General features: G+C 70.1%; 26 protein-coding genes. 10 read left to right on the top strand and 16 right to left on the bottom strand.

Going from position 1 to position 23,171, the window contains the following annotated elements:
• Positions 1-71: 71 nt before the first annotated feature.
• Together ACI7BZ_RS05640 and ACI7BZ_RS05635 are read left to right on the top strand one after the other, a co-directional pair.
• Positions 72-1,061 carry a DMT family transporter gene (locus ACI7BZ_RS05640; protein ID WP_414116208.1) on the top strand — a complete coding sequence of 330 codons (990 nt, stop codon included), beginning with the start codon at positions 72-74 and terminating at the stop codon, positions 1,059-1,061.
• A gap of 56 nt (positions 1,062-1,117) precedes the next feature.
• Entirely contained in the window at positions 1,118-1,642 is a 525-nt protein-coding gene (locus ACI7BZ_RS05635; RefSeq protein WP_414116207.1) for a DUF1036 domain-containing protein, read from the top strand.
• Positions 1,643-1,688: 46 nt separating this feature from the next.
• On the opposite strand, the gene ACI7BZ_RS05630 is transcribed toward ACI7BZ_RS05635, so the two are convergent.
• The 12 genes from ACI7BZ_RS05630 to ACI7BZ_RS05575 form a co-directional block, all read right to left on the bottom strand.
• Entirely contained in the window at positions 1,689-2,423 is a 735-nt protein-coding gene (locus ACI7BZ_RS05630) for a tetratricopeptide repeat protein (RefSeq protein ID WP_414116206.1), read from the bottom strand.
• 171 nt (positions 2,424-2,594) lie between these two features.
• A complete protein-coding gene (ykgO, locus tag ACI7BZ_RS05625; protein ID WP_012114086.1) occupies positions 2,595-2,720 on the bottom strand; it encodes a type B 50S ribosomal protein L36 in 126 nt (41 codons plus the stop codon).
• 187 nt (positions 2,721-2,907) lie between these two features.
• A complete protein-coding gene (gene rlmH, locus ACI7BZ_RS05620) occupies positions 2,908-3,390 on the bottom strand; it encodes a 23S rRNA (pseudouridine(1915)-N(3))-methyltransferase RlmH (RefSeq protein WP_414116205.1) in 483 nt (160 codons plus the stop codon).
• 32 nt (positions 3,391-3,422) lie between these two features.
• The gene (gene rsfS / locus ACI7BZ_RS05615) at positions 3,423-3,803 is read right to left on the bottom strand and encodes a ribosome silencing factor (RefSeq protein WP_414119097.1); all 381 of its coding nucleotides are present in this window, start codon (positions 3,801-3,803) and stop codon (positions 3,423-3,425) included.
• Between the two features lie 113 nt (positions 3,804-3,916).
• Positions 3,917-4,543, bottom strand: a complete 627-nt coding sequence (locus ACI7BZ_RS05610) for a nicotinate-nucleotide adenylyltransferase (RefSeq protein ID WP_414119096.1) — start codon at positions 4,541-4,543, stop codon at positions 3,917-3,919.
• 71 nt (positions 4,544-4,614) lie between these two features.
• On the bottom strand, positions 4,615-5,937 hold the full coding sequence (locus ACI7BZ_RS05605; protein ID WP_414116204.1) for a glutamate-5-semialdehyde dehydrogenase: 1,323 nt from the start codon (positions 5,935-5,937) through the stop codon (positions 4,615-4,617).
• A 100-nt stretch (positions 5,938-6,037) separates the two neighbouring features.
• Positions 6,038-6,913 carry a hypothetical protein gene (locus ACI7BZ_RS05600; RefSeq protein WP_414116203.1) on the bottom strand — a complete coding sequence of 292 codons (876 nt, stop codon included), beginning with the start codon at positions 6,911-6,913 and terminating at the stop codon, positions 6,038-6,040.
• 178 nt (positions 6,914-7,091) lie between these two features.
• Positions 7,092-8,252, bottom strand: a complete 1,161-nt coding sequence (proB, locus tag ACI7BZ_RS05595; RefSeq protein ID WP_414116202.1) for a glutamate 5-kinase — start codon at positions 8,250-8,252, stop codon at positions 7,092-7,094.
• Positions 8,253-8,275: 23 nt separating this feature from the next.
• Positions 8,276-8,668 (bottom strand): type II toxin-antitoxin system VapC family toxin, encoded by a 393-nt coding sequence (locus ACI7BZ_RS05590; RefSeq protein WP_414116200.1) that lies wholly within the window; start codon positions 8,666-8,668, stop codon positions 8,276-8,278.
• Complete coding sequence (locus ACI7BZ_RS05585) at positions 8,665-8,940, bottom strand: type II toxin-antitoxin system VapB family antitoxin (RefSeq protein ID WP_414116199.1); 276 nt, start codon at positions 8,938-8,940, stop codon at positions 8,665-8,667. The genes ACI7BZ_RS05590 and ACI7BZ_RS05585 overlap by 4 nt, the downstream gene beginning before the upstream one ends.
• A 73-nt stretch (positions 8,941-9,013) precedes the next feature.
• On the bottom strand, positions 9,014-10,051 hold the full coding sequence (gene obgE / locus ACI7BZ_RS05580; protein WP_414116198.1) for a GTPase ObgE: 1,038 nt from the start codon (positions 10,049-10,051) through the stop codon (positions 9,014-9,016).
• Between the two features lie 126 nt (positions 10,052-10,177).
• Positions 10,178-10,642 (bottom strand): RICIN domain-containing protein, encoded by a 465-nt coding sequence (locus ACI7BZ_RS05575; RefSeq protein ID WP_414116197.1) that lies wholly within the window; start codon positions 10,640-10,642, stop codon positions 10,178-10,180.
• Positions 10,643-10,821: 179 nt separating this feature from the next.
• Here ACI7BZ_RS05575 and ACI7BZ_RS05570 point away from each other — a divergent pair, with 179 nt between their 5' ends.
• From ACI7BZ_RS05570 to pdeM, 4 genes are all read left to right on the top strand, one after another.
• Entirely contained in the window at positions 10,822-13,002 is a 2,181-nt protein-coding gene (locus ACI7BZ_RS05570; protein ID WP_414116196.1) for a primosomal protein N', read from the top strand.
• A 109-nt stretch (positions 13,003-13,111) separates the two neighbouring features.
• Positions 13,112-13,303 carry a hypothetical protein gene (locus ACI7BZ_RS05565; RefSeq protein ID WP_414116195.1) on the top strand — a complete coding sequence of 64 codons (192 nt, stop codon included), beginning with the start codon at positions 13,112-13,114 and terminating at the stop codon, positions 13,301-13,303.
• Positions 13,304-13,755: 452 nt separating this feature from the next.
• Complete coding sequence (locus tag ACI7BZ_RS05560; RefSeq protein WP_414116194.1) at positions 13,756-14,091, top strand: hypothetical protein; 336 nt, start codon at positions 13,756-13,758, stop codon at positions 14,089-14,091.
• A gap of 67 nt (positions 14,092-14,158) precedes the next feature.
• Positions 14,159-14,872, top strand: a complete 714-nt coding sequence (gene pdeM / locus ACI7BZ_RS05555) for a ligase-associated DNA damage response endonuclease PdeM (RefSeq protein WP_414116193.1) — start codon at positions 14,159-14,161, stop codon at positions 14,870-14,872.
• Positions 14,873-15,046: 174 nt separating this feature from the next.
• On the opposite strand, the gene ACI7BZ_RS05550 is transcribed toward pdeM, so the two are convergent.
• From ACI7BZ_RS05550 to ACI7BZ_RS05540, 3 genes are all read right to left on the bottom strand, one after another.
• On the bottom strand, positions 15,047-15,640 hold the full coding sequence (locus ACI7BZ_RS05550; RefSeq protein ID WP_414116192.1) for a Smr/MutS family protein: 594 nt from the start codon (positions 15,638-15,640) through the stop codon (positions 15,047-15,049).
• A gap of 40 nt (positions 15,641-15,680) precedes the next feature.
• Positions 15,681-16,826, bottom strand: coding sequence for a murein transglycosylase A (gene mltA, locus ACI7BZ_RS05545; protein WP_414119095.1), 1,146 nt, complete (start codon positions 16,824-16,826; stop codon positions 15,681-15,683).
• Between the two features lie 212 nt (positions 16,827-17,038).
• Positions 17,039-17,755 (bottom strand): Tim44/TimA family putative adaptor protein, encoded by a 717-nt coding sequence (locus tag ACI7BZ_RS05540; protein ID WP_414116191.1) that lies wholly within the window; start codon positions 17,753-17,755, stop codon positions 17,039-17,041.
• A 326-nt stretch (positions 17,756-18,081) separates the two neighbouring features.
• On the opposite strand from ACI7BZ_RS05540, the gene ACI7BZ_RS05535 reads away from it, so the two are divergent.
• The 4 genes from ACI7BZ_RS05535 to ACI7BZ_RS05520 all read left to right on the top strand — a co-directional run bounded on the left by ACI7BZ_RS05535 (position 18,082) and on the right by ACI7BZ_RS05520 (position 22,170).
• On the top strand, positions 18,082-19,062 hold the full coding sequence (locus tag ACI7BZ_RS05535) for a tripartite tricarboxylate transporter substrate binding protein (protein WP_414116190.1): 981 nt from the start codon (positions 18,082-18,084) through the stop codon (positions 19,060-19,062).
• A gap of 106 nt (positions 19,063-19,168) precedes the next feature.
• Positions 19,169-19,636, top strand: coding sequence for a tripartite tricarboxylate transporter TctB family protein (locus ACI7BZ_RS05530; RefSeq protein ID WP_414116189.1), 468 nt, complete (start codon positions 19,169-19,171; stop codon positions 19,634-19,636).
• Complete coding sequence (locus tag ACI7BZ_RS05525) at positions 19,633-21,123, top strand: tripartite tricarboxylate transporter permease (RefSeq protein WP_414116188.1); 1,491 nt, start codon at positions 19,633-19,635, stop codon at positions 21,121-21,123. The genes ACI7BZ_RS05530 and ACI7BZ_RS05525 overlap by 4 nt, the downstream gene beginning before the upstream one ends.
• 105 nt (positions 21,124-21,228) lie before the next feature.
• Positions 21,229-22,170: a glucokinase gene (locus tag ACI7BZ_RS05520; RefSeq protein ID WP_414116187.1), complete on the top strand. Its 942-nt coding sequence runs from the start codon at positions 21,229-21,231 to the stop codon at positions 22,168-22,170.
• A gap of 165 nt (positions 22,171-22,335) precedes the next feature.
• On the opposite strand, the gene ACI7BZ_RS05515 is transcribed toward ACI7BZ_RS05520, so the two are convergent.
• Positions 22,336-23,118, bottom strand: a complete 783-nt coding sequence (locus ACI7BZ_RS05515; protein ID WP_414116186.1) for a hypothetical protein — start codon at positions 23,116-23,118, stop codon at positions 22,336-22,338.
• Positions 23,119-23,171: the final 53 nt, after the last annotated feature.

Genomic DNA, 23,171 nt, shown 5'->3' with positions numbered 1-23,171 from the left:
GGTGCCGGGGCTGGTGGCGGCGGGCGCTTCGTGCGAGCGTCGCGGGCTTCCGCTTCCTGCCGCGTGGCCCCGTGCCCTTTCAAGACCCCGCTCCCGACACCGCCTCGGCCTCCCGCCGGCTCGCCTTCGGCATCGCCACCCTCTCCCTTGGCGCGCTGGCCATGGGCGCATCCGTGCTGTTCGTGCGGCAGGCGGATGTGGGGCCGTTCGCCAGCGCCTTCTGGCGCGTCGCCCTCGCCCTTCCCCTGCTGGCCGCCTGGGCGCTCGTGGCCGAAGGGCCGCGCGCCTTCCGCGCCGATGCCGCCACGCTGGCGGCGGGGGGCTTCTTTGCCGGCGACCTCATCTTCTGGCATCTGGCCATCCTCGGCACCACCGTGGCCAATGCCACGGCGCTCGCCACCACCGCGCCGGTCTGGATCACCGCCTTCACCGTGCTGGTGCTGCGCCGCAAGGTGGCTCCTACCGGCTGGGCGGGCCTGCTGCTGTGCATGCTGGGCGCAGCGGCGCTGGTGGGGGAAAGCTGGCAGTTCCGGCCCGATCACCTGCCGGGCGATGCGGCGGGGCTTATCACCGCCCTGTTCTTCGCCGGTTATTTCCTGGCGGTGAGCCGGGCGCGGCGGCGGCGGGGGGCGGCGGCCGTCACCCTCGTCTCCACCGCCGCAACGGCGGTGCTGCTGCTGGGCGTCGCCGTGGCGGTGGAGCCCATTTTGTGGCCGGCGAGCCCTGGCGGCGCGGCGGCGCTGGTGGCCCTCGCGCTGGTGAGCCAGGTGGGCGGACAGGGCCTGATGGCGGTGGGCCTTGCCGCAGTGCCGCCGGCCTTCGGCGCGCTGGTGTTCTTCCTGGAGGTGGTTTCCGCCGCGGCCCTGGGCGCCCTGCTGCTGGGCGAGCCCCTGTCCGCGCTGCAGGTCGCCGGCGGCGCGCTCATCGTCGCCGGGCTGGTGGTGGCACGGCCGCGGGCACCGCTGCCGCCGCCTCGATACGGCCGCGATCCCCCAGCAGAAGAGCCCGGTGCGCCGGCCCCACCCGGGCGCGCCCGCCACCCAGCGGACCGCCGCCATTGACGGACCGCCGCCCAGAAGGCACACACCCACTTGCCATGGCCCGCAGTTTCGACGGCATGACCGGTTTTCCCCCGCCGCCCCTCCGGCCGGCCCGCAGACGTGCGCCCCGGCGCGCGCTCCTGTTCGGGGCCGTCTGCCTCGGGGGCGTGCTGGCGGGCGCGCTGCCGGCCCTGGCGGAATTCCGCCTGTGCAACCGCACCCAGAGCCGCATCGGCGTCGCCCTCGGTTACAAGGACGGCGACATCTGGACCACCGAGGGCTGGTGGAACGTGGCGGCCAACACCTGCGAGACGCTGCTGCGCGGCGACCTCTCCGCCCGCTTCTATTATCTTTATGCGGTGGATTACGACCAGGGCGGCGAGTGGGCCGGCAAGGCCTTCATGTGCACGCGGGAAAAGGAATTCACCATCCGCGAGATCGACAATTGCCTGGCCCGCGGCTTCGACCGCACCGGCTTCTTCGAGGTGGACACCCGGGAGCAGAAGGCCTGGACCGTGCAGCTCACCGAAGCCAGCCAGAGCCGCCCGCAGGCCGCCGCGCCCCTGCCGCCTCCGGCGCCGCCGCGCGGCCGGACGCCCTGAGAAAGACGTTCCCCCAGGGGGGGACACCCGCCCCGCGGCGCCGGTGTCAGATGCCCCGGCCCTCGACGGTCACGCTCAGCTGCTTTTCCATCTCGGACGCCCCGTCGAGCCGCGGATTGACCGCCAGCGCGCGGCGCACCGCGTCCAGCGCGCGCTTCTCGTCGCCGATATCGCGGAAGATCAGGGCCAGCCCGTAGAGCATGGCATAGTGGCGCGGTTCACGGGCGATCACTTCGCGCATGTCGGCGAGGGCCGCGCCATAGTCGTCGCGCACATAGAAGATGGTGGCCCGCTTGCTGAGGGCGCCGATATAATCGGGCTCGATCAGGATCACCTGGTCGATAAGCTGCAGGGCGAGGTCGAAATCCTTGGCTTCCGCGGCCGCATCGGCCCGCGCCATCAGGAGGTCTGCGCTGGGGCTGCCGCTGTCGCCGAAAATCTGGTCGAGCCGGTCGGCGATCATCTTGGCGCTGCGCTCGTCGGGCGCCACCTTCAGGGCGGCGAACAGGCCTTCGATCTGGGTGCGCTTGTCCCGCGGCAGGCGCGGGCGGGGGGTGGCGGCATCGGGGGCGGGCGCGGCCTCGGGGGCCGAACGCGAGGGACCGTTTGCGCGCGGCCCATCCCCGCGAAGGGATTGCGCCGGTGCAGGCACCGCCATGGCCAGAAGAAGCGGGACGGCGAGGCCGAGGCCCATCGCCCGGCGGCCGGGCCGGCCAAGGCTTCCGCGCCGGGCAGGCAAGGCGGAAAGCGGACGAATAGGGGGCGTGGTCTCGGCGCTCATGGGCGAAGTTTCCGCCCGCGGGAGCGCCGCGTCAACCGCAGCCGCAGGTGCGGCCGGGCGCAGGTGATCACGTTGCAGGGATGATCACGTTGCACAAGAAGGCAGGCTGCGCCGGCGCCACGGGGGCACATGCGAGCCGGACCCGGGGTGGCCGGGAGGCCCGGCCGCCCGTCAGCCCTGGCGCGCCTTATAGCGCTTCTGGGTCTTGTTGATGATGTAGACGCGGCCCTTGCGGCGGACGAGACGGTTGTCCCGGTGGCGCCCGAGCAGCGACTTCAGGGAATTGCGGATCTTCATGACAAACTCGCTTGGTGCCAAATGTCCGGCGCCGCCGCGGCGCGCTCACGCGCGGCCCCATCGACACCTGTGTGCTGGATCGAGCCGGGGTGATAAGCGGGGCCGGCCGGGATGTCAATGGAGGCGGCGGGCCTGCGGTGTCCCGGCCTGCGCCCGGCTGGGCGGCCGGGCGCCTGTTCCGCCGCCGTCAGGCCCGGTGGTAGGGATGCCCGGCGAGGATGGTGACGGCCCGGTAGATCTGCTCGGCCAGCATCACCCGCACCAGCTGGTGGGGAAAGGTGGCGCGGCCGTAGGACAGGAGCAGGTCGGCACGGGTGCGCACGGCCGGCGCCAGCCCGTCCGCTCCGCCGATGACGAAGGCGAGGGCCGGGCGGCCGCCGTCGCGGTCGGACGCCATCCGGGCGGCGAAATCCTCGCTGGAGACATCACGCCCGCGCGGATCGAGGGCGATCAGCCCCGCCCCCGGCGGCACGGCGGCGAGCAAGGCGGCGCCTTCCTCCGCCATCCGGTCTTCCGGGCGGCGGGCGGCGGATTCCGCAATCTCCAGCATGTCGCATGCGCCGAAACCCAGCGGGCGCCCGGCGGGGCGGATGCGCTCCAGATAGCGCGTGACAAGATCGCGCTCGGCCCCGGCTTTCAGCCGGCCGACACAGGCAAGGACGAGGCGCACGCCGTCTCAGCCCCCAAAATGCGCGCTACGCATCAGGGCCGCGGCGTCCCGGACCACATCTTCTCGATATTGTAGAAGCTGCGGACCTCGGGCTGGAAGACGTGGACGATCACGTCGTTCGCATCGATGAGCACCCAGTCGCAGGCCGGCTGGCCCTCGACCCGAACGTTCTTCACGCCCGCCGCCTTCAGCGCCTCGATGAGGTGCTCGGCAATGGCGCCCACATGCCGCTGGGAGCGGCCGGAGGCGATCACCATGAAATCGGCGATGGACGTCTTTCCGCGCAGGTCGATGGAGACGATGTCCTCGGACTTGTCGTCATCCAGCCGGGCGTTGACGAGGGCAAGAATCTCCGTCGCGTCGAGATGCGCTGCGGAGACCGTGGTCGGCGCCGTCGTCGGTTGAGCCGCCAGAATGGCCCCTTGGGCCGTTGCCGTCGTGGACAGGGGTCCAGATCCTCTCGTGGTAAGGCGGCGGGCAATGACCCGCGCGCACTTCTACAGAATGCAGGCAAATCAACGAATTTTCAAGCACAGTGGCGGGCAGGCCCGCCGGCGACCCCACCGGCCCCCTCCCGCGCCGCCCGGATTCCGCTGGAGGACACCGGCGATTTCAGCCCGTGCAGGAACACCCAGGCGGGGGGCGGAAGATCGGCCAGCACCGCGGCGTCGGTCTCGTCGATGCGGTAGCGGGCCAGCGCCTGCGCGGCGGGGGAGGCGCTGGCACGAAGGCTGTCGCCCATGCGGTCCACCACCGCCAGCGGCACCAGATCGGCAATGGCGCGCCAGCGCTGCCAGCGATCGAAGCGGGCAAGATTGTCCGCCCCCATGATCCACACGAAGCGCACCGTGGGCAGGCGCCGCACCAGATAGGCCAGCGTCTCGTAGCTGTAGCGCATGCCGAGCGTGGCCTCGAAGCCGGTCACGTCGATGCGCGGGTGGCGCGCCACCTGCCGGGCGATGGCCACCCGCTCTTCCAGCGACGGTAGCGCGCGATTGTCCTTCAAGGGGTTGCCCGGGGTCACCAGCCACCACACCCGGTCCAGCTGCAGCCGGCGCAGGGCCAAAAGGCTGGCGGCGCGGTGCGCCCCATGGGCGGGATTGAAGCTGCCGCCGAACAGGCCGACGCGCAGCCCGTCGGTGACCCGCGGCATCTGCCGCGCCGCCCGCGGGCTCACCGCCGCCCGCGTGTCCACCTTTGCGTCCACCTGCGCCTCCGGCGCACTCACGGGCGCGTCTGCCCGGAGCCGTGGATGCGATATTTAAAAGAGGTGAGCTGTTCCGCCCCCACCGGCCCGCGGGCGTGCATGCGCCCGGTGGCAATGCCGATCTCCGCGCCGAAGCCGAATTCACCGCCATCGGCGAACTGGGTGGAGGCATTGTGCAGCACGATGGCCGAATCCACCTCGGCCAGGAAGCGCTCGGCCGCCGCCGGGTCCTCCGTGACGATGGAATCGGTGTGGTGGGAACCGTGGGCCTCGATATGGGCGATGGCGTCGTCGAGCCCGTCCACCACCCTGGCGGCGATGATGGCGTCGAGATATTCCGTGTCCCAGTCGGCCGCATCGGCCGGGGTGACGCGCGCATCCACCGCCGCAACGGCGGCATCGCCGCGCACCGCGCAGCCGGCATCCAGCAGCATCTCCACCAGCGGCTTCAGGTGGGTGCCCGCCACGGCGCGGTCCACCAGCAGGGTTTCGGCGGCACCGCACACGCCGGTGCGGCGCATCTTGGCATTCAGCACCACCGCCTTGGCCATGGAAAGGTCCGCGGCCCGGTCCACATAGATGTGGTTGATGCCGTCGAGATGGGCGAACACCGGCACCCGCGCATCGCTCTGCACCCGGGCCACCAGGCTCTTGCCGCCGCGCGGCACGATCACATCCACGGTGTTGCCCAGCCCGGCCAGCATGTGCCCCACCGCCGCCCGGTCGGCCACGGTGACGAACTGCACCGCATCCTGCGGCAGGCCGGCGGCCGCGAGCCCCGCCACGAAGGCGCGATGGATGGCGCCGGAGGAATTCAGGCTGTCCGAGCCGCCGCGCAGGATCACCGCATTGCCCGCGCGCAGGCACAGGGCCGCGGCATCCGCCGTCACGTTCGGCCGGCTCTCATAGATGACGCCGATGACGCCCAGCGGCGTGCGCACGCGCTCGATGACGAGGCCGTTGGGGCGGGTCCAGCGCTCGGTGACGAGGCCGATGGGGTCGGCCAGCTCGGCCACCTGCTCCACGCCCTCGGCCATGGCCTCGATGCGGGCCGGGGTGAGGGTGAGGCGATCGAGGAACGAGCCGGTCATGCCCTCGGCCGCGGCCTTTGCGACGTCAATGGCGTTCGCCGCCAGGATGTCGTCGGCCTCCGCGCGGATCGCGGCCGCTGCGGCCTTGAGCGCCTGCGTCTTCACCTCGGGTGCGGCGAGGGCAAGGCTGCGGGCGGCGGCGCGGGCGCGCCGGCCCATCTCCAGCATCACCGCCTCCAGCTCCGCCGGCGGCACGGACCGGCCCGCAGGGGCGGCGGCATCGGTGCGGGCGGCGGAGGCGGTGGGCATGGCGGTTCTCGCGACAGGAAATGCAGCTCAGCCCCTGAAGATAGGAGCCCCTGCCCTCCCTAGCACGTCATGCGGGGCATGCGACAGGTGGGCGCGGGGATCAGAAGCCGGGCTCGATGCGCCCGGCAGACGGCGTGATGTCCGGCGCAGAAGCTGCCCGGAGCTGCCCATACGCGACGGAGAGGAAGGCGCAGAACAGGATGATCTCGACCGGAATGATCGCGCCTCCCACCAGCGTCAGGAGCAAAGGCGGCTCGGGCATGGCTTCGCCCAGCTTCGGCGTCCACGTGAGCAAGGTGGCGATGAAGGGCAGCGACACCAGAAGGACCGGCACCACAAGAAGGAGCCAGAGCAGCAGATTGGCGCCCAGCAGGCGCCAGGTGTTGCCGCGCCCCATGCGCCAGATGTCGCCCCAGCGGTCGGGATGGCCCAGCGCACGCGACGGCAGGCGCAGCATCAGCCGGTTGACGACACCGGCGAAGCCAAGGACACCGACGAGCATACCGACGGTCGTCAGCGCCGCCACGCCCTGCGTGCCCGCGCCGCCGGCAACGATCCATGCAACGGCCGAAACCACCGCGATCAGCAGCATCAAACCGATCGCGGGTATGAGGCTGACCAGAATGGCGTCGAGAACATAGCCGAAACCCCGCCCCGGACCGCGGCCCAGCGTGGCCGCATCGAGACCGGAAGGCCCGCGCAGCACCTCATTGTGGGTCAGCATGGCAAGGACGACGGAAGCGACCGCATAGGCCACTAAGACGAGGAGATTAACGAGCAGGAACCAGCCGCCGGGATTGACCGGCTGGCCGACGACCTGACTGGGAGTCAGCGCCCATTGGACGACGCCGACCGTAACGGCAAACAGCACCACCACCATCCAGTGCCTCAGCACGATGGCAACGGTCCAGCGCACGGCGAGCCCCACGGAGCGACGCACGGGGAGCTTGAAGGGGGTGATCTGGGGATCGGCCATGTCCACCTCGCGCAGGAGCGGGCGGCGACCGGCCCCCCAGCCATCCTGACGCAACCGCTACCTCCACGGGCACAACCTGTCGAGCGCACCGGCCTGCGTCACCTTGACCGCTACCGCAGCAGCACCTGGGCGGGCACCTGGGCCTTCCCCAATCCATGATGGCGTAAAAACCGGTTGCTCACTCCACCCCCAGCGCCAGATCGTCCCGGTGCACCATCTCGGAGCGGCCCTTCACGCCCAGCAGCGTCTCGATCTCCGAGGTGGAATGCCCCATGATGCGGGCGGCGTGGGTGGAATCGTAGGCGACGAGCCCGCGCCCCACCTCTGCCCCGTCGGGGCCGCGCAGCACCACGGCGTCGCCGCGGTCGAACAGGCCGTCGATGCGCTTCACGCCGGCCGGCAGCAGGCTCGCGCCGCGCCGCAAGGCCGCCACCGCGCCGTCGTCGAGATGCAGCGTGCCGCGCGGCTCCAGCGCCCCGGCGATCCAGCTCTTGCGGGCGCGCACGGGATTGGCGGAGGTGAGGAACCAGGTGCAGCGCCCGCCCTCCATGATGCGCTTGAGCGGGTTCTTCACGTGGCCGGAGGCGATCACCATGTGGGTGCCGGCCGAGGTGGCGATCTTGCCGGCCTCGATCTTGGTGCGCATGCCGCCGCGCGACAGTTCCGAGCCCGCATCCCCGGCGATGGCCTCGATCTCGGCGCCGATGCGCGGCACCACCGGGATGAGGGTGGCGGTGGGGTCCTGCGCTGGCGGGGCGGTATAGAGCCCGTCGATGTCGGAGAGCAGCACCAAGAGGTCGGCGCTGGCCATGGTGGCGACACGGGCGGCGAGGCGGTCGTTGTCGCCGTAGCGGATCTCGGTGGTGGCCACCGTGTCGTTCTCGTTGATGATGGGCACCGCCTTCAGCTCCATCAGCCGGCCGAGGGTGGAGCGGGCGTTGAGATAGCGGCGGCGCTCCTCGGTGTCGCCGAGCGTCAGCAGCACCTGCCCGGCGGTCATGCCGTAATGGCCGAGGATTTCCGCCCAGGTCTTCGACAGGGCGATCTGCCCCACGGCGGCGGCGGCCTGGCTGTCCTCCAGCTTCAGCGCTCCCGCCGGCAGGCCAAGCACCGTGCGCCCCAGCGCGATGGCGCCGGAGGAGACGACGAGCACCTCGCAGCCGCGCCCGTGCAGGGTGGCGATGTCCTCCACCAGCGAGGTGAGCCAGGCGAGCTTCACCCGCCCATGGTCGCGGTCCACCAGCAGGGCCGAGCCCACCTTGATGACGATGCGGCGGAAATCGGCGAAGGCGGGCGTCTTCAGCGCCGTCGCATGGGGGGAGGACTCGAAGGAAGCCATGGACCGGTGAACCGCAGAGGCACTCAGACGGGCGGGAGACGCACGTCGGTGCGGGAGAAGTCATCCCCCTTGAAGAGGAGCGGCACGTCATGCGCCTTGGCCACGGCATAGGCCATGCAGTCGCCGAAGTTCAAGCCCGCCGGGTGGCGCCCCCTGCCGAAGCGGTCGAAGGCCGCACGTGTCAGCACCATGTGCCGGTGATCGAAGGAAATGACCTTCACGTCGGCTTCCGCGAGCCAGAGGTCCACGGCCTCCAGGGTATAAGGGTAATTCCTGCCTCTCAACACCAGATGGGTCTCGAACAAGGTCAGCGTACCGATGATGCAGGGCTGGCCGACGAGGAGCGGACGGTAGACATCCGCATCCGGTTCATTGGTGAACGTGGCGATCAGCACAGATGTATCGACCGCGATCATCGCGGGGACCCGTCTTCCCCATAGAAATCGCCGTGATCGGAGGTCGCGTCAGGAGACGCGGCGCGGGCCTTGCGTCCCAGTTCTGCGAGACGATCATGCAGCGCCTTCTGTTTGGGCGACAGATCGCCGTAGCGCAAAATCTCATCGCCCGCAGCATCCATGCGGCGGAGCGCACGAACGACAACTTCAGTCGTGCTCCATCCGTGCCGTTGGGCGATACGCTGCGCCGTCTCGAAGGCTTCGTCGCTGCGGATGTTGAGCTGCCTCGCCATGGTGCTAGCACCTCCCCAAGAGAATGCTAGCACAGCCCTGCGGCCCTGTCGCCGGCCCGCGCCCGAACGCCCCTCAGGGCTGCCATCCCTCCCGCGGCGCGGCCTCTTCCGTCTCCACGCCCCGGGCGCCTTCGACGATGGCGAGCAGCGCCCGCAGGGCCTCCTGCACCCCCTGGCCCGACTGGGCGGAGACGAGCAGCGGCGTGCGCTTGGCGGCGCGCTTCAGCCGCTCCTTCTGCTGCTTGAGCAGCTCGGGGGAAAGGGCATCCACCTTGGAGAGGGCGACGATCTCCGGCTTCTCGTCGAGGCCGTTGCCATAGGCGGCCAGCTCGGCGCGCACGGTCTTGTAGGCCTTGCCCGCATGCTCGCTGGTGCCGTCCACCAGATGCAGCAGCGCCCGGCAGCGCTCCACATGGCCGAGAAAACGGTCGCCGATGCCTATTCCCTCGTGCGCGCCCTCGATCAGGCCGGGGATATCGGCCAGAACGAACTCGCGCCCGTCCACCCGCACCACGCCGAGGCCGGGATGCAGGGTGGTGAAGGGATAGTCGGCAATCTTCGGCTTGGCCGCCGTGGTGGCGGCGAGGAAGGTGGACTTGCCGGCATTGGGCAGGCCCACCAGCCCGGCGTCGGCGATCAGCTTCAGCCGCAGCCAGATCCAGCGCTCCTGGCCTTCGAGGCCGGGATTGGCGCGGCGCGGCGCCTGGTTGGTGGAAGTCTTGAACTGGGCGTTGCCGAAGCCGCCGTTGCCGCCTTCCAGGAGCTTGATGCGCTGGCCCACCTCGGTGAGGTCGGCAAGGACGGTCTCTTCCTCCTCATCGAGAATCTGGGTGCCGGCGGGCACCTTCAGCACCACGTCCGCGCCACGGGCGCCGGTGCGGTTGGCGCCCTTGCCGTGGTCGCCCTTCTTGGCCTTGAAATGCTGCTGGTAGCGATAGTCGATGAGCGTGTTGAGGCCGTCCACGCACTCGATCCACACATCGCCGCCGCGCCCGCCGTCGCCGCCGTCGGGACCGCCGAACTCAATGAATTTTTCGCGCCGGAAGGAGACGCAACCCGCCCCTCCGTCGCCGGAACGCACATAGACCTTGGCCTGATCGAGGAATTTCATGGGTTCGAGGTAGACGCCGCAGCCCCGGAAAGCAAGGGGCGGCGTTGCTCCGGGAGACGTTACGGCTTCCGGTTGGCCCCATGTCGCCCGAGCAGCGACGGGGGCTGAAGCCCCCGTCACTGTACTTCAACGGATGCTCCACTGCTGGTTGGAGGCGTCTTCCTGAGGGCCCTTGCAGGACCAAGCCACAACGCCCGTTTCAGACCCGCCGAAGCGGGCGACGTCGAGGCACAGGTTGTTCTTCCCGATGATCTGTCCGTTGCCGCCGACCCACCAGCGCTGGTTGTCGCCGCCGGTGCAGGGCCACACGATCACCCGGTCCCCCGGGCGCGCCGCGCCGCCGGCGATATCGACACAGCGCCGGCCCACCCGGATGGTGCCGTCCGGCAGGACGGAGAAGTTCTGATTTTGCCCACCGTGGCAGCCATAGACGATCAATTGTGTCCCGTCGGGCTGGTTGATGCCGCCCCGGACGTCCAGGCACAGTTTCGGAGCGTGAGCGGGCCGCAGCTCGGCCGCATCCGACAGCTGAAAAGACGCGCATGTGATCGCACAGCCGAGGCCGGCCGCGATCGCCAGTGACCGATACATGGTTTCCCCCCAGAAAGAACCCGAACCTCCGGTGCCGCTGTACCCCTACTCGGACTCCGAGGACCCGTCTCGGTATAGTCGACTTTCTGAATACTGCCAGGTTCAAGATGGCGCCTCGCTCCCACCCAGGCGGCCGTTCCGGCTTTGACCTTTCGCCGCCGCCGGACCAAAAGACGACCATGAGCCCGCGCACGGTCGACGTCCTGCTCCCCCTCGGCCTCGACGCCGCCTATTCCTACCTTCTGCCCGAGGGGATGGAGGTGTCGCCCGGCGACCTCGTGCATGTGCCGCTCGGCACCAAGAGCGTCATCGGGGTGGTGTGGCCGCGCGCGCAGGCGGCCGGCGGCACGGCGGTGGAGACCGGTAAGCTCAAGGCGGTGAAGGCGAAGCTGGACTATGCGCCGCTGCCGCCGGACCTCCTGAAGCTGATCGACTGGATGGCCGACTACACGCTGGCGCCCCGCGGCATGGTGCTGCGCATGGCGCTGCGGCATGGCGAGAGCCCCGGCACGGCGCGCGAGCGGGTGGGCGTGCGCCGCACCGACGCCGCGCCGGCCCGCATGACCGCCGCCCGCGCCCGCCTGCTCGACCTCTTGGCCGACGGCTTCGTGCGCGGCAAGGGCGAGGCGGCGCGGGAGGCGGGCGTCTCGCCCTCGGTGGTGGACGGGCTCATCGACGACGGCACCCTGGAAGCGGTGGTGCTGCCGCCCGAGCCCGCCGCCTATCCGCCGGACCCGGACCACACCGCCACCGCCCTGTCCGGGCCGCAGGCGGCCGCGGCGCAGGCGCTGCAGGCGGCGGTGGCGGCGCACGGCTTCGGCGTGTTCCTGCTGGACGGCGTGACCGGCTCCGGTAAGACCGAAGTCTATTTCGAGGCGGTGGCGCGGGCCATCCGCGACGGGCGCCAGGCGCTGATCCTGCTGCCGGAAATCGCCCTCACCCAGGCCTTCCTGGACCGCTTCACCACCCGCTTCGGGGTGAAGCCGGCCGAATGGCATTCCGGCGTCTCCTCCAGGCGCCGGGCGCGGGTGCTGAACGAGGTGGCGTCCGGGCAGGTGAAGGTGGTGGCGGGGGCCCGCTCCGCTTTGTTCCTGCCGTTCCGCGACCTCGGCCTCATCATCGTGGATGAGGAGCATGACCCGGCCTACAAGCAGGAGGATGGCGTCGCCTACCATGCCCGCGACATGGCGGTGGTGCGCGCCCGCCTTGCCGGGGCGCCCATCGTGCTCGCCTCCGCCACCCCGTCGCTGGAAACCGAGGTGAACGCCCGGCGCGGACGCTACCACCGCCTCGCATTGCCGGTGCGCTTCGGCGGCGCCAAGGTGCCCGGCCTCTCGCCCATCGACCTGCGCCGGGACGGCCCGCCCAAGGGCCGCTGGATCTCCCCGCGGCTCGAGGCGGAGGTGGCCGACACGCTGGCGGCGGGCGGGCAGGCGCTCTTGTTCCTCAACCGGCGGGGCTATGCCCCGCTCACCTTGTGCCATGCCTGCGGCCACCGCATGCGCTGCCCCTCCTGCACCGCATGGCTGGTGGAGCACCGCTTCCGCCGCCGCCTCACCTGCCACCATTGCGGCTACCAGGCCCCGGTGCCGGAGGCGTGCCCCGCCTGCCACGCCAAGGACAGCCTGGTTGCCGTGGGACCCGGGGTGGAGCGGCTGCAGGAGGAGGTGCAGACCCTGTTTCCCGCCGCCCGCTCCCTCGTGCTCTCCTCCGACCTGCTGGGCGGGGTGGAGCGCATGCGCGCCGAGCTCGATGCGGTGGCCAAGGGCGAGGTGGACGTGGTGGTGGGCACCCAATTGGTGGCCAAGGGCCACAATTTTCCCGGCCTCGCCTTGGTGGGGGTGGTGGATGCGGACGTGGGCCTCGGCCATGGCGACCCGCGCGCCGCCGAGCGCACCTTCCAGCTGGTGCATCAGGTGGCCGGGCGGGCCGGGCGCGGCAAGGCCGAGGGCCGCGGCTTCATCCAGACCCACATGCCCGAGCATCCGGTGATGCGGGCGCTGGTGACCGGCGACCGGGACGCCTTCTACGACACCGAGATCGCCGCCCGGGAGGAGGCGCAGCTTCCCCCCTTCGGCCGCATGGCCAGCCTCGTCGTCTCGGCCAGCGAAGGCCATGCGGCGGAAGGCCATGCCCGGCGCCTTGCCGTCTCCGCGCCGCTGGTGGAGGGGGTGCGCATCCTCGGCCCGGCGGAGGCGCCCCTGGCCGTGCTGCGCGGCCGCCACCGCTGGCGGCTGCTGGTGCGCGCGCCCCGCGGCTTCGACCTGTCGCGCTATCTGCGGGCGTGGCGGGAGGTGGCGCCGCGGCCCACGGGCAATGTGAAGGTGGCCATCGACGTGGACCCGCAGAGCTTCTTTTGAGGGCGGACCGCAGGGAACAGAAGGTGTCAGAAGGTCATTGCCGGCATAACGTGGAAATGACATGATTCAGCTGTGCCCGCAGCGTCCCGCGTGCGCAGGAGGAACGGCGATGGTCGTAACCAGCCCGAAACAGCGAAACCTTTTTGAGAAGCTCCTTGTGCTGGCGAAGGGCGACATGCATCTCGTGGAAGCTGCAATTCGGCAGAACACAGAGGCGCCCGGGGAGCCCGCGGACCTTCAGAAGGTGATCGCTTATATCCGCGACAAGAGGGATGCGTCGGACTCGAAGAAGGTCGCATAGGTATTTCCGTGTCCCTCGCCTGGGCAACGATAACCATCGTCGCACTCCTTCTTCCAGGGGCTGGCTTTCTGTCTGGACTGGCGCTTCGAGACCGCTTTTCGCAAGAAATAATCCGAACGAGCGCGCTAGGCGAAATCGCCCTAGCCCTGTTCCTGTCGATCATATTTCATTTTCTTGCATATAGTATATTGGTATATTTACTTGGAGATTTTACACAAAATATTATAAAGTCTGGATTCTTTGATTATAGGTGACCATATGAATACCCTAAAGCCATCGAACAATTTGCGTTCTATGGAGCGATATATTTTATTGTATCTCCGATTATCACGTTCATTATTGGATATCGAGTATCTTACTATATAAAGACCGGACGACTGCCCCAGTTTTCAAAGTACCCATGGATAAATGAACTTCAAAACACAAATGATGGAATCATAAAAGCATACATAATGACCAAGATTGAGTGCAATAATAACGTTCTTATGTATGAAGGAATTTTATCAGAATTTTACCTTGATAATGAGGGGCGCTTCACATACATCGTCCTGCAGAACTGTTATAGATATTCAATGGAGTTTAATTCTAGAGCACTTGATCTCCACAGCCAACTTCCCCTTTTCAAAGACCAATTCAATCGCTCTCAAATATGGAATTATCTTACCATTTCTGGCGAAAACATAGCCAATGTCCTGTTTGAGAAAGTCGGCTCGCTGGATGATTCAGCCGAGGGAACGCAAGTCTTGGATGAGGCCATCAGCACGGATCAGGCCGTCTCTCGCCCTTGACTCTGCGCATATAGGCACAGCACCGCCCCGCCTTGCTCCCGCCCCGGCTTTGCGCACAATCCCCGCCATGCTCGCCCGCGCCGAATCAGCCGCCCCGTCCTGCGCCCCCGTCGCCCTTGCCGGCGCCGATCTGCTGCTGGACCCGTCCGGGGCGCTGGTGTGGCCCGGCGAAGGGGTCCTGGTGGTGGCCGACCTGCACCTGGAAAAGGGCTCCGCCTTCGCCCGCCGCGGCCAGATGCTGCCGCCCTACGACACGCTGGACACGCTGGCCCGGCTCGCCGAAGCCATCACCCGCCACCGCCCGCGCACGGTGATCGCCCTGGGCGACAGCCTGCACGACCGCTGGGCGGCGGAGCGCATGGCCGATGCGGTGCGGGACGAAATCCGCCGCCTCCAGGCCGGCCGCAGCTTCGTGTGGATCGCCGGCAACCACGACCCCGCGCCCCACGATCTCGGCGGCGAGGGCATGGCCGCGCTCACCATCGGCCCTCTCGTGTTCCGCCATGAACCCTCGGACCCGCCGGAGCCGGAGGCCGGCGAGGTGTGCGGGCATCTTCACCCCTGCGCGCGCATCGCCACCCGCGGGCGCGGGGTGCGCCGGCGCTGCTTCGTCACCGATGGGCGGCGCATGGTGCTGCCGGCGTTCGGCGCCTATGCGGGAGGGCTGAGCGTGCGCGACCCGGCCATTGCCGGGCTGTTCCCGCCCCGCGGCTTCACCGCGCACCTTCTGGGCACCGGCCGGACCTATGAGATGCCCGCCGCCGCCTGTCTCGGCGACTGAGACCGTCCGCTCCGGCCTTTGACCGGCGCCAGGCGGGCGCGCGGGCCTGACCATCGGCCCAGGAGTCATGCTTACGGGCCGCCGGCATGATCCTGGAGGCGGGCGAACCGCCCCATGGCACCCCGGCTGGCACCCCGGGCCGGCCCCGGGCGCAGCCCCGCGACCGGGCGCCGCTCAGTCCCGCCGGCGGCGGATGCGCACATAGAGCGCGCCGTCGCCGCCATGGCGCCGCCCGGCGGATTCGAAGCCCACCACCACCGCCCGCAAGTCCGGCTCGGCCAGCCACAAGGGCACCGCGCGCTTCAGCACGCCGCGCCCCTCGCCGAAGGCCGGGCCAAGGCTCATCAGCCGCTCGGGATCGCCCTTGCCGGTGATGACCAGCACCACGCTATGCCCGCTCGCCTGCGCCTCCAGAAGGAACAGGCGCAGCCGGCGGTGGGCGGCGGCCTGGGTGAGGCCGTGCAGGTCGAGCCGCGCATCCACCTCCGCCCCGCGGGTCAGCCGGCGGCGGGTCTTCGGCTCAAGGGTCGCCAACGGGGGGGGCGGGGGGGCGGGGGGCGCCTTCGCCGGCCCGCGCCGGGACGCAGCAGCGGGACGCGGCTCGCTTCCCCCGGCGGGCGCCGCCTCCGCCGCCGGCGGCTCGGCGGCGGGCGCAGGCGCAGGCGGAGGAATGTCGGCCGGCTTCAGGGGTTTGACGGAGCGGACCACATGGTCCCACAGGGCGCGCTCCTCCGCATTCAGCACGCGCCGCCGGCCACGCCGGCTCATGCCCTGCTCCCCATTTCCCGCGCCCTCATGGCCCATGCCGTCATGGCGCGCGCGGGGCGCCGGCCCCCGCAGCGGAAAGGCGCGGCACCAGCAGGATGAAGCGGCCCGGATGGCGGATGCGCCCGGCCACCGCGCCGGCCGCCTCGCCCGCGCCGAAGAACAGGTCGGCCCGAGCCGGGCCGACGATGGCGGAGCCGGTGTCCTGCGCGATCATCAGCCGCCGGAACGGCTCGGCCGCGCCGGGGGCGGAAAGGGGCAGGTCCGCCGCCACGAAGACCGGCGTGCCATAGGTGTGGAGCTTGCGGTCCACGGCAAGGGAACGGCCGGCGGTGAGCGGCACGCCCTGCGCGCCCATGGCGCCGGCCCCGGCGCCGAGGTCCAGCACCTTGAAGAAGACATAGGAACGGTTTTCGCGCCGCAGCGCCCGGCCGGCGGCGGGGTCGGCCGCCATGAAGGCGCGGATGCGCGCCATGGACATCTCTTCCCGCGGCACCACCCCGCGTTCCACCAGCAGCCGGCCCACCGGCAGGTAGGGATGGCCGTTATAGCCGTCATAATTCAGGCGCAGCACCCGGCCGTCGGGCAGGCGCAGGCGGGCGGAGCCCTGGATCTGCATGAAGAACAGGTCAATGGGGTCGCGCAGCCAGGCGATTTCCAGCCCACGCCCGGCCAGCGCCCCGTCCTCGATGGCGGCGCGGTCGAAATAGGGCACCAGGCGGTCCCCCTCCCGCCGCTGGGCGCCGCCCGCATTGGGCGTCGGCCCCGGCCCGGCCATCACCAGGTCCGCCGGGCGGGCATAGACGGGAACGTCGAAGCCACCGCCGGGGACCAGCGCCCCCTCCACCTCCGGCTCGTAATAGCCGGTGAAGAAGCCGCCGTCGCGGCCCTCGGGGCTCACCTGCCACGGCCGGAAGTTGGCCTCGAAGAACAGCCGCGCCAGCGCCGGGGCCGGCTGCCCCGTGCCAAGCCGGCGCGCCGCCGCGCAGGCGAAGGCCAGCCCATCGCGCAGGGTGGGGGCGGCGGCGGGGCAGATCTCCTGCGGCGGGGTCCGCAAGGCGGCGCAGCTGGCCTGGAAGGCGGCGAAGGCGGCCGCGTGGTCGTCCGCCGCCCAGCCATCGAGGTCGCCGAAGGCGAGGGGAAGAAGGCGGGCGCCGGGAATGACGGGGGCGGGCATCACCTGAGGCATGGACACCGGCGCGCCCCCCGTGGTGACCGCCGGCGCCGGAGGCGCCGGGGTCGCGGCCCCGGCAGAGGCGGAACAAGCCGGAGCGAACGGCAGCGCCGCCGCCAGAACCACCGCCGCGGCGGCGCGCAACAGACCGGGCCACGGATGCCGCCGACGGTGGCGCCCTCCGTGCCGTGATCCTGCCGCAGCCCCGCGCGCCACCACCTTCAGCCTCACTGCGCGGCTTCGGTGGCCACCAGCTTCCAATTGGGGTCGCGCGTGCCGAGCTCGCGGGCGAAGGTCCACACGTCGGTCACGTCGGCCACCGTGTCGGGGCTGCCGTCCACCACCGCGCCATCGGCGCCGCGGGTGACGGAGATCAGCTTGGACACGAACCGCACCGTGATCTGCGCGGTGCGGGTGCGCACGGTCACGTCCTGCAGGTCCGCCCGCTCGATGGCGACGAAATTCGATTCCATGGTCTCGCGCCGGCTCTCACGCTCGGCGATGGCAGCGACGAAGCTGTCATAGACATCCTTGGCCAGGAGGTCCTTCAGCATCCGCCGGTCGCCGGCCGCGAATGCCTTGACGATCTCCTCGTAGGCGGAACGGGCGCCGGCGAGGAAGTGCCCGGCGTCGAAATCCGGCTCGATGCGCGCGATCTCGTCGAGGGCGGCGGCGACCGCGGTGCCCTCCTGCGTCACGCTCTCCCAGCGGAAGGCAGGGGGCGCCTCGTCCGCATCGGGGATCGCCGGGCCCGGCACCGGGGCGGCGCGCTCCGGCAGGCTCACCACCTTGTCCGAGGCCGGCTGCGGCGGCCGCGCCGTATCGCGGGAATAGGGATCGTAGGGCGGACGCTCGCGCCCGGTGCGCTGCCCCAGCACGCTGCGCAGCCGCACGAAGATGAAGACCGCCAGGGCCAGGAAGATGATCGTGTAGATGTCGAGCACTGCGCTTCGCCATGCCTTTCGGATGCACCCGGCCACACCGCCGCACCCTGTTGCCGCTTCCGGTTCCGGCGCAGCGCCTGCCGCATCCGGCCGGGGCCCGCTGCTCCGGGTCGTCTCGAATATGTACGTCGAAGCCGCCCGCCTGCCACCCCCCCCTCGGATGCCGGCGCGTGCATTTTCACGGCCACCTTACGGCAGGTGACGCCCGGGCGCCACCTCGTCGCAAGCACGGCCCGGCGGCATTGACCCGTCGCTGACGGTACCATACAGTCATTCAAAACGATTAGATTCCAGCGATAAAAGCTCGAACGACAGGGAGTGAAACAATGCGCCGGCTTATGCTTGCGGGGCTCGCCCTCGCTGCATCCATCCTCGTTGCCCCCACCCTTTCCGCCACCGCGGCGAAAGCCGCCTACCCCGACCGGCCCATCACCCTCATCGTCCCGTGGGGCGCCGGTGGCGGCACGGATGCGGTGGCGCGCATCGTCGCATCGCTCATGGAGAAGGATCTCGGCCAGCCGGTGGCGGTGGTGAACCGCACCGGCGGACAGGGGGTCGTCGGCCACCAGGCCATCGCCGACGCCACGCCGGACGGCTACACCATCGGCATCATCACGGTGGAGATCGCCATGATGCACTGGCAGGGCCTGACCCAGCTCTCCGGCACCTCCTACACCCCCCTCGCCCTGATGAACGAGGACCCCGCCGGCGTGCAGGTGCGGGCCGACGCCCCGTACAAGACGCTCGACGACCTCATCGCCGACATCAAGGCCAACCCCGGCAAGTTCAAGGCGTCCGGCACCGGCCAGGGCGGCATCTGGCATCTGGCCCTCGCCGGCATGCTCTCGTCGCTGAAGGTGAGCCCGGCCAGCGTGCCGTGGGTGCCCTCCAACGGCGCGGCCCCCGGCCTGCAGGACCTCATGGCCGGCGGCGTGCAGCTGGTCACCTGCTCCCTGCCCGAGGCCCGCTCGCTCATCGACGCCGGCCGGGTGAAGAGCCTCGCCATCATGAGCACCGAGCGGTCCAGGCTCATGCCCAACATCCCCACCCTGAAGGAGGCGGCGGGCAGCGCCTGGACCATCGGCGCCTGGCGCGGCATCGCCGCCCCCAAGGGCATCGACAAGGCGGTCTCCGACAAGCTGCAGGCGGCCCTGAAGAAGGTCTATGACAGCAAGGAATACCAGGACTTCCTTGCCAGCCGCGGCTTCGGCGGGCGCTATGCCGACGGCCCCGGCTTCGCCGCCTTCATGGCCACGGCGGATTCCGCCCTCGGGCAGGTGATGAAGGAAACCGGGCTCGCCAAGTAGCCGCGGCCCGCTGCCCCCGCCGGACGCCGGAGCGGGCGCCGGCGGACGGCCCTGCCGGGCGCCGGCCGCGGCGCCCTCCCCTCTCCCGAACCGCCGGAACCGCATCATGCGCTTCAGCGACCTTATCCTCGGCCTCGTCCTCATCGCCGGGGCAGCCCTGCTGTTCGCCGCCGCCTCCACGCTGCCGCCGATCCCCGGCCAGAAGTACGGCGCCGACGTCTTCCCCGTCCTCACCGCGGCGGGGCTGGCCGCCTGCGGCTTCATCCTCAGCGTCGGCGCCATCCGGGCCGGACCGTTCCCGCTGGCCGCGGCCACCTGGGTGCGCGAGCCCGGCGCCCCCTTTCGCGCCGTCGCCACCATCGCGCTGGTGATCGCCTACATGGTGCTCGCCCCGCTGATCGGCTTCGTGCCCACCGCCACGCTGGTGCTTTTCGGCCTGTTCTCCGTGGTGCGGGTGCGGCCCGCCGTGGCGGTGCCGGTGGCCGTGGGCGCGGCACTCATCATCTACTTCTCCTTCAACCTCCTGCTGCGCGTGCCGCTGCCGCGCGGCCTCGTGGAGAGCCTGCTGCCATGAACGCCATCGCCACCGGCATCGAGATGGTGATGCGCTGGGACGTGATCATCACCATCGTCATCTCCGCCGCCTTCGGCCTAGTGGTGGGCGCCATTCCCGGCCTCACCGCCACCATGGCCATCGCCTTGCTGGTGCCCGTCACCTTCTTCATGGACCCCATCCCGGCGGTGGGTGCCATGATCGCCTGCTCGGCCATGGCCATCTTCGCCGGCGACATCCCCGCCACCCTCATGCGCATGCCGGGCACGCCGGCTTCCGCCGCCTATTCCGAGGAATGCTACGCCATGACCCGCAAGGGCGAGGCGGAGGTGGCGCTGGGCGCCAACGTGCTGTTCTCGGCCCTGGGCGGGCTGTTCGGCACCCTCATTCTCATCATCGCCGCCCCGCTGCTGGCGGAGGTGGCGCTGGGCTTCTCCTCGTTCGAATATTTCTGGCTGGCGCTGCTGGGCCTGGCCTGCGCCATCTTCATCGGCGCCGGCTCGCCGGTGAAGGGGCTGGTGTCCCTGTTCCTCGGCCTGTTCGTGGCGCAGATCGGCATCGACAATCCCGGCGGGGTGCCGCGCTTCACCTTCGGCAATTCCAACCTTCTGGGCGGCATCGACTTCATCCCCGCCATGATCGGCCTGTTCGCCATGTCGGAGGTGCTGCGCACCATGGCGTCCGGCGCGCGCGACTGGAACGTGAAGCAGACCGCCCTGGGCAACCCGCTGAAGGGCTGGGGCCGGCTCGTGGTGAAATACTGGCCGCAGCAGATCCGCGGCAACATCACCGGTACCGCCATCGGCATCCTGCCGGGGGCGGGGGCGGACATCGCCGCCTGGGTGTCCTACGCCATGAGCCGGAAATTCTCCAAGACCCCGGAGAAGTTCGGCACCGGCCACGTGGAAGGCATCATCGAGAGCACCTCCTCCAACAATGCGGCGCTGGCGGGGGCCTGGGTGCCGGCGCTGGTGTTCGGCATTCCCGGCGACAGCATCACCGCCATCGTCATCGGCGTGCTCTATCTGAAGGGCCTCAATCCGGGGCCGACCCTGTTCCTCAACAACCCGGAATCCATCTACGCCGTCTTCACCATCTTCATCCTGGCGAATATCGCCATGATCCCCCTCGGCCTTGCGGCGCTGAAGGCGGGCACGGTGCTGCTGCGCTTTCCCCGCGCCATCCTCATCCCGCTCATCCTCCTGTTCTGCATCGTCGGCGCCTATGCGGTGAACAATTCCACCTACGGCGTGGTGCTGATGCTGGTGTTCGGGGTGCTGGGCTTCCTCATGGAGGAGCACGACATCCCCATCGCCCCGTGCGTGCTGGGCATCGTGCTGGGCAAGATGCTGGAGGAGAGCTTCGTCACCTCCATGATCAAGTCGGACGGCAACCTCCTCGCCTTCTTCGAGCGGCCCATCGCGGCGGGGCTCGGGGTGCTCACCCTCCTGGTGTTCGCCCTGCCCCTGTGGACGGCGCTGCGGGCCCGGCGGGCGGCGACAGGATAAGGCGGGGGAACCGGACCGGCGCCCGGCGGCTTGAGCCGGGGCGGGCGCTTGCGTCCGTGCCCCACTTGGCGCACTAGTTTGCGCTCCCTTCCATGCGGATTGCTCATGGCCCCTACGGTATTGCTTGCGGACATCGGCGGCACCACGACGCGGGTGGCGCGCGCAGGCGCGGACGGAACCCCCTTCGATACCCGGCTCGAAGCCAATGATTCCTATGGCTCGCTGGAAGAACTGCTCCGCACCTACCTCGCCTCCCTCTCCGGCGAGGCGCCGTGCTGCGCGGCGCTGGCCGTCGCCGGCCCCATCGACGGTGACGTGGTGCGGCTGACCAACCGCGACTGGCGCTTCTCCGTGCAGCAGCTGGCCGGCGACCTCGGCCTGCGGCGGCTGGAGGTGCTGAACGACTTCGCCGCCTTCGCCCACGGCCTGCCCCTGCTCACCCGCGACGACCTGATGGAGGTGGGCACCGGCCGGGCGGTGGCCGGCGCGCCCATGCTGCTGTGCGGCCCCGGCACCGGGCTGGGCACGGCCCTCATCCTGCCGCGGGACGGCGGCTGCGAGGTGATCGCGAGCGAGGCCGGGCACATGCGGCTTGGCGCCGTGACCACCGACGAGGCCCGCATCGTGGCCCATCTGGTGCGTGACCTGGGGCCGGTGTGCGTGGAACATGTGCTCTCCGGCCCGGGGCTGGTGCGCCTGCACCGCATCCTTTCGGGGGAACAGCTTTCGTCCCACGCCATCATCAAGGCGGCGCTGAACGGCCAGATGCAGGAAAAGGAAAGCTGCCTGGTGTTCCTGCGCATCCTCGGCCGGGTGCTGGGCGACCTCGCCCTCGCTTTCGACGCCAAGGGCGGCGTCTATGTGGGCGGCGGCATCGGCCGGGCCATGGCGCACCTGTTCGCCGACAGCCCCTTCCGCGCCGCCTTCGAGGAGCACCCGCCCTATCACGACCGCCTGTCGCTGGTGCCCATCCATGTGGTGACGCACGCCACCCCGGGCCTCGTGGGCATCGGCGAGATCGGCCGCCGGCTGCTGCGCGAGGTTTAGAGCGCGCGCCGATCAGCTTGCACCGCAAGCTGATCGGCAAAACGTTCTCTATCCTTAAGTGAGAGGGCGATTCACCGATCAAATTGAGTCAATTTGAGCGGATCGCGCTCTAGAGCAGGGTTTCACCCGCCCGTTATTGAATGAAGGCGGGCGGGGCCTGCGCGCTCAGAACCGGTATTGGGCGCTCAGCACCACGCCGTTTTCCTGCGGGGCGTTGCGGGCGAACCAGGTGCCCACCACGGCGAGCTGGACGGTGAGGGCCGCGCTCCAGTCGTAGGCGGCGGCCAGCTGCGCCTTGTAATATTCGTAGGAGACGCCGAAATACGGCCCCTCCCCCGCCCCTTCCGACACCACGTTGAAGGATTGCAGCAGCACCTGCCAGCGCTCGGCCACGCGCACGCCCAGGGTGGCGTCGAAGTGGAACTCGTCGGGCGGATCGCCGAAGCGCAGCCGCTGGGCGGCCTGCAGGTCTAGGAAAGCGGCCTTGCCGAACAGGGTGAAGGCGCAGCCGGCCAGAAGCCGCAGGTCCAGCTCCGCATCCTCATAGCCCACGGCGGCAGCGCTCTGGGAGCTTCCGGTTCCCGGAAAACGGCCCACCACTTGCGCCGAGACCACCGCATCGCCGGCGGCCAGCAGGCGCACCCGCGCCCCGGCATCCGTATAGCCCGGCCCCGCATAGGAGGCCGGTCCCGGCGCGCCCAGGTCCACGGCCAGGAATTGCGGCGCCACGATGAGGGTGAGCCAATCGGTCGCCCCGTATTCGAACACCAGCGTCACTTCCACCTTGTCGTAGGGCCGGCTGTCATAGAGCGTCGAGGAGGGGCCGAACTCGCGGTCGGAATGGGCGGCCGAGCCCTGCAGGATGACCTGCCCGGCGCCGCTCTCCAGCGTCCAGGCGCCGGCATGGGCCATGGCGGGCGCACCGGCCAGCGCGGCGGCAAACGCCACCCCCGCGACCGGCCCGCGATGCGCGCCACGCCTGTGCCTGCCGGGCGCGCGAA

It is taken from the genome of Xanthobacter sp. AM11, assembly GCF_047444035.1.
Classification (GTDB): Bacteria; Pseudomonadota; Alphaproteobacteria; order Rhizobiales; family Xanthobacteraceae; genus Xanthobacter.
This window is presented reverse-complemented; position numbering and strand designations above follow the sequence as displayed.

Coding starts and splice junctions, on each gene's coding strand:
- ACI7BZ_RS05600 (WP_414116203.1), bottom strand. CDS start 6,913: ATGGCCGATCCCCAGATCACCCCCTTCAAGCTCCCCGTGCGTCGCTCC.
- mltA (WP_414119095.1), bottom strand. CDS start 16,826: ATGCCTCAGGTGATGCCCGCCCCCGTCATTCCCGGCGCCCGCCTTCTT.
- ACI7BZ_RS05610 (WP_414119096.1), bottom strand. CDS start 4,543: ATGCCGCGGGTCACCGACGGGCTGCGCGTCGGCCTGTTCGGCGGCAGC.
- ACI7BZ_RS05575 (WP_414116197.1), bottom strand. CDS start 10,642: ATGTATCGGTCACTGGCGATCGCGGCCGGCCTCGGCTGTGCGATCACA.
- ACI7BZ_RS05585 (WP_414116199.1), bottom strand. CDS start 8,940: ATGGCGAGGCAGCTCAACATCCGCAGCGACGAAGCCTTCGAGACGGCG.
- ACI7BZ_RS05565 (WP_414116195.1), top strand. CDS start 13,112: ATGGTCGTAACCAGCCCGAAACAGCGAAACCTTTTTGAGAAGCTCCTT.
- ACI7BZ_RS05535 (WP_414116190.1), top strand. CDS start 18,082: ATGCGCCGGCTTATGCTTGCGGGGCTCGCCCTCGCTGCATCCATCCTC.
- obgE (WP_414116198.1), bottom strand. CDS start 10,051: ATGAAATTCCTCGATCAGGCCAAGGTCTATGTGCGTTCCGGCGACGGA.
- pdeM (WP_414116193.1), top strand. CDS start 14,159: ATGCTCGCCCGCGCCGAATCAGCCGCCCCGTCCTGCGCCCCCGTCGCC.
- ykgO (WP_012114086.1), bottom strand. CDS start 2,720: ATGAAGATCCGCAATTCCCTGAAGTCGCTGCTCGGGCGCCACCGGGAC.
- ACI7BZ_RS05590 (WP_414116200.1), bottom strand. CDS start 8,668: ATGATCGCGGTCGATACATCTGTGCTGATCGCCACGTTCACCAATGAA.
- ACI7BZ_RS05605 (WP_414116204.1), bottom strand. CDS start 5,937: ATGCCCACCGCCTCCGCCGCCCGCACCGATGCCGCCGCCCCTGCGGGC.
- ACI7BZ_RS05520 (WP_414116187.1), top strand. CDS start 21,229: ATGGCCCCTACGGTATTGCTTGCGGACATCGGCGGCACCACGACGCGG.
- ACI7BZ_RS05630 (WP_414116206.1), bottom strand. CDS start 2,423: ATGAGCGCCGAGACCACGCCCCCTATTCGTCCGCTTTCCGCCTTGCCT.
- ACI7BZ_RS05530 (WP_414116189.1), top strand. CDS start 19,169: ATGCGCTTCAGCGACCTTATCCTCGGCCTCGTCCTCATCGCCGGGGCA.
- ACI7BZ_RS05550 (WP_414116192.1), bottom strand. CDS start 15,640: ATGAGCCGGCGTGGCCGGCGGCGCGTGCTGAATGCGGAGGAGCGCGCC.
- proB (WP_414116202.1), bottom strand. CDS start 8,252: ATGGCTTCCTTCGAGTCCTCCCCCCATGCGACGGCGCTGAAGACGCCC.
- ACI7BZ_RS05570 (WP_414116196.1), top strand. CDS start 10,822: ATGAGCCCGCGCACGGTCGACGTCCTGCTCCCCCTCGGCCTCGACGCC.
- ACI7BZ_RS05560 (WP_414116194.1), top strand. CDS start 13,756: ATGACCAAGATTGAGTGCAATAATAACGTTCTTATGTATGAAGGAATT.
- ACI7BZ_RS05525 (WP_414116188.1), top strand. CDS start 19,633: ATGAACGCCATCGCCACCGGCATCGAGATGGTGATGCGCTGGGACGTG.
- ACI7BZ_RS05635 (WP_414116207.1), top strand. CDS start 1,118: ATGACCGGTTTTCCCCCGCCGCCCCTCCGGCCGGCCCGCAGACGTGCG.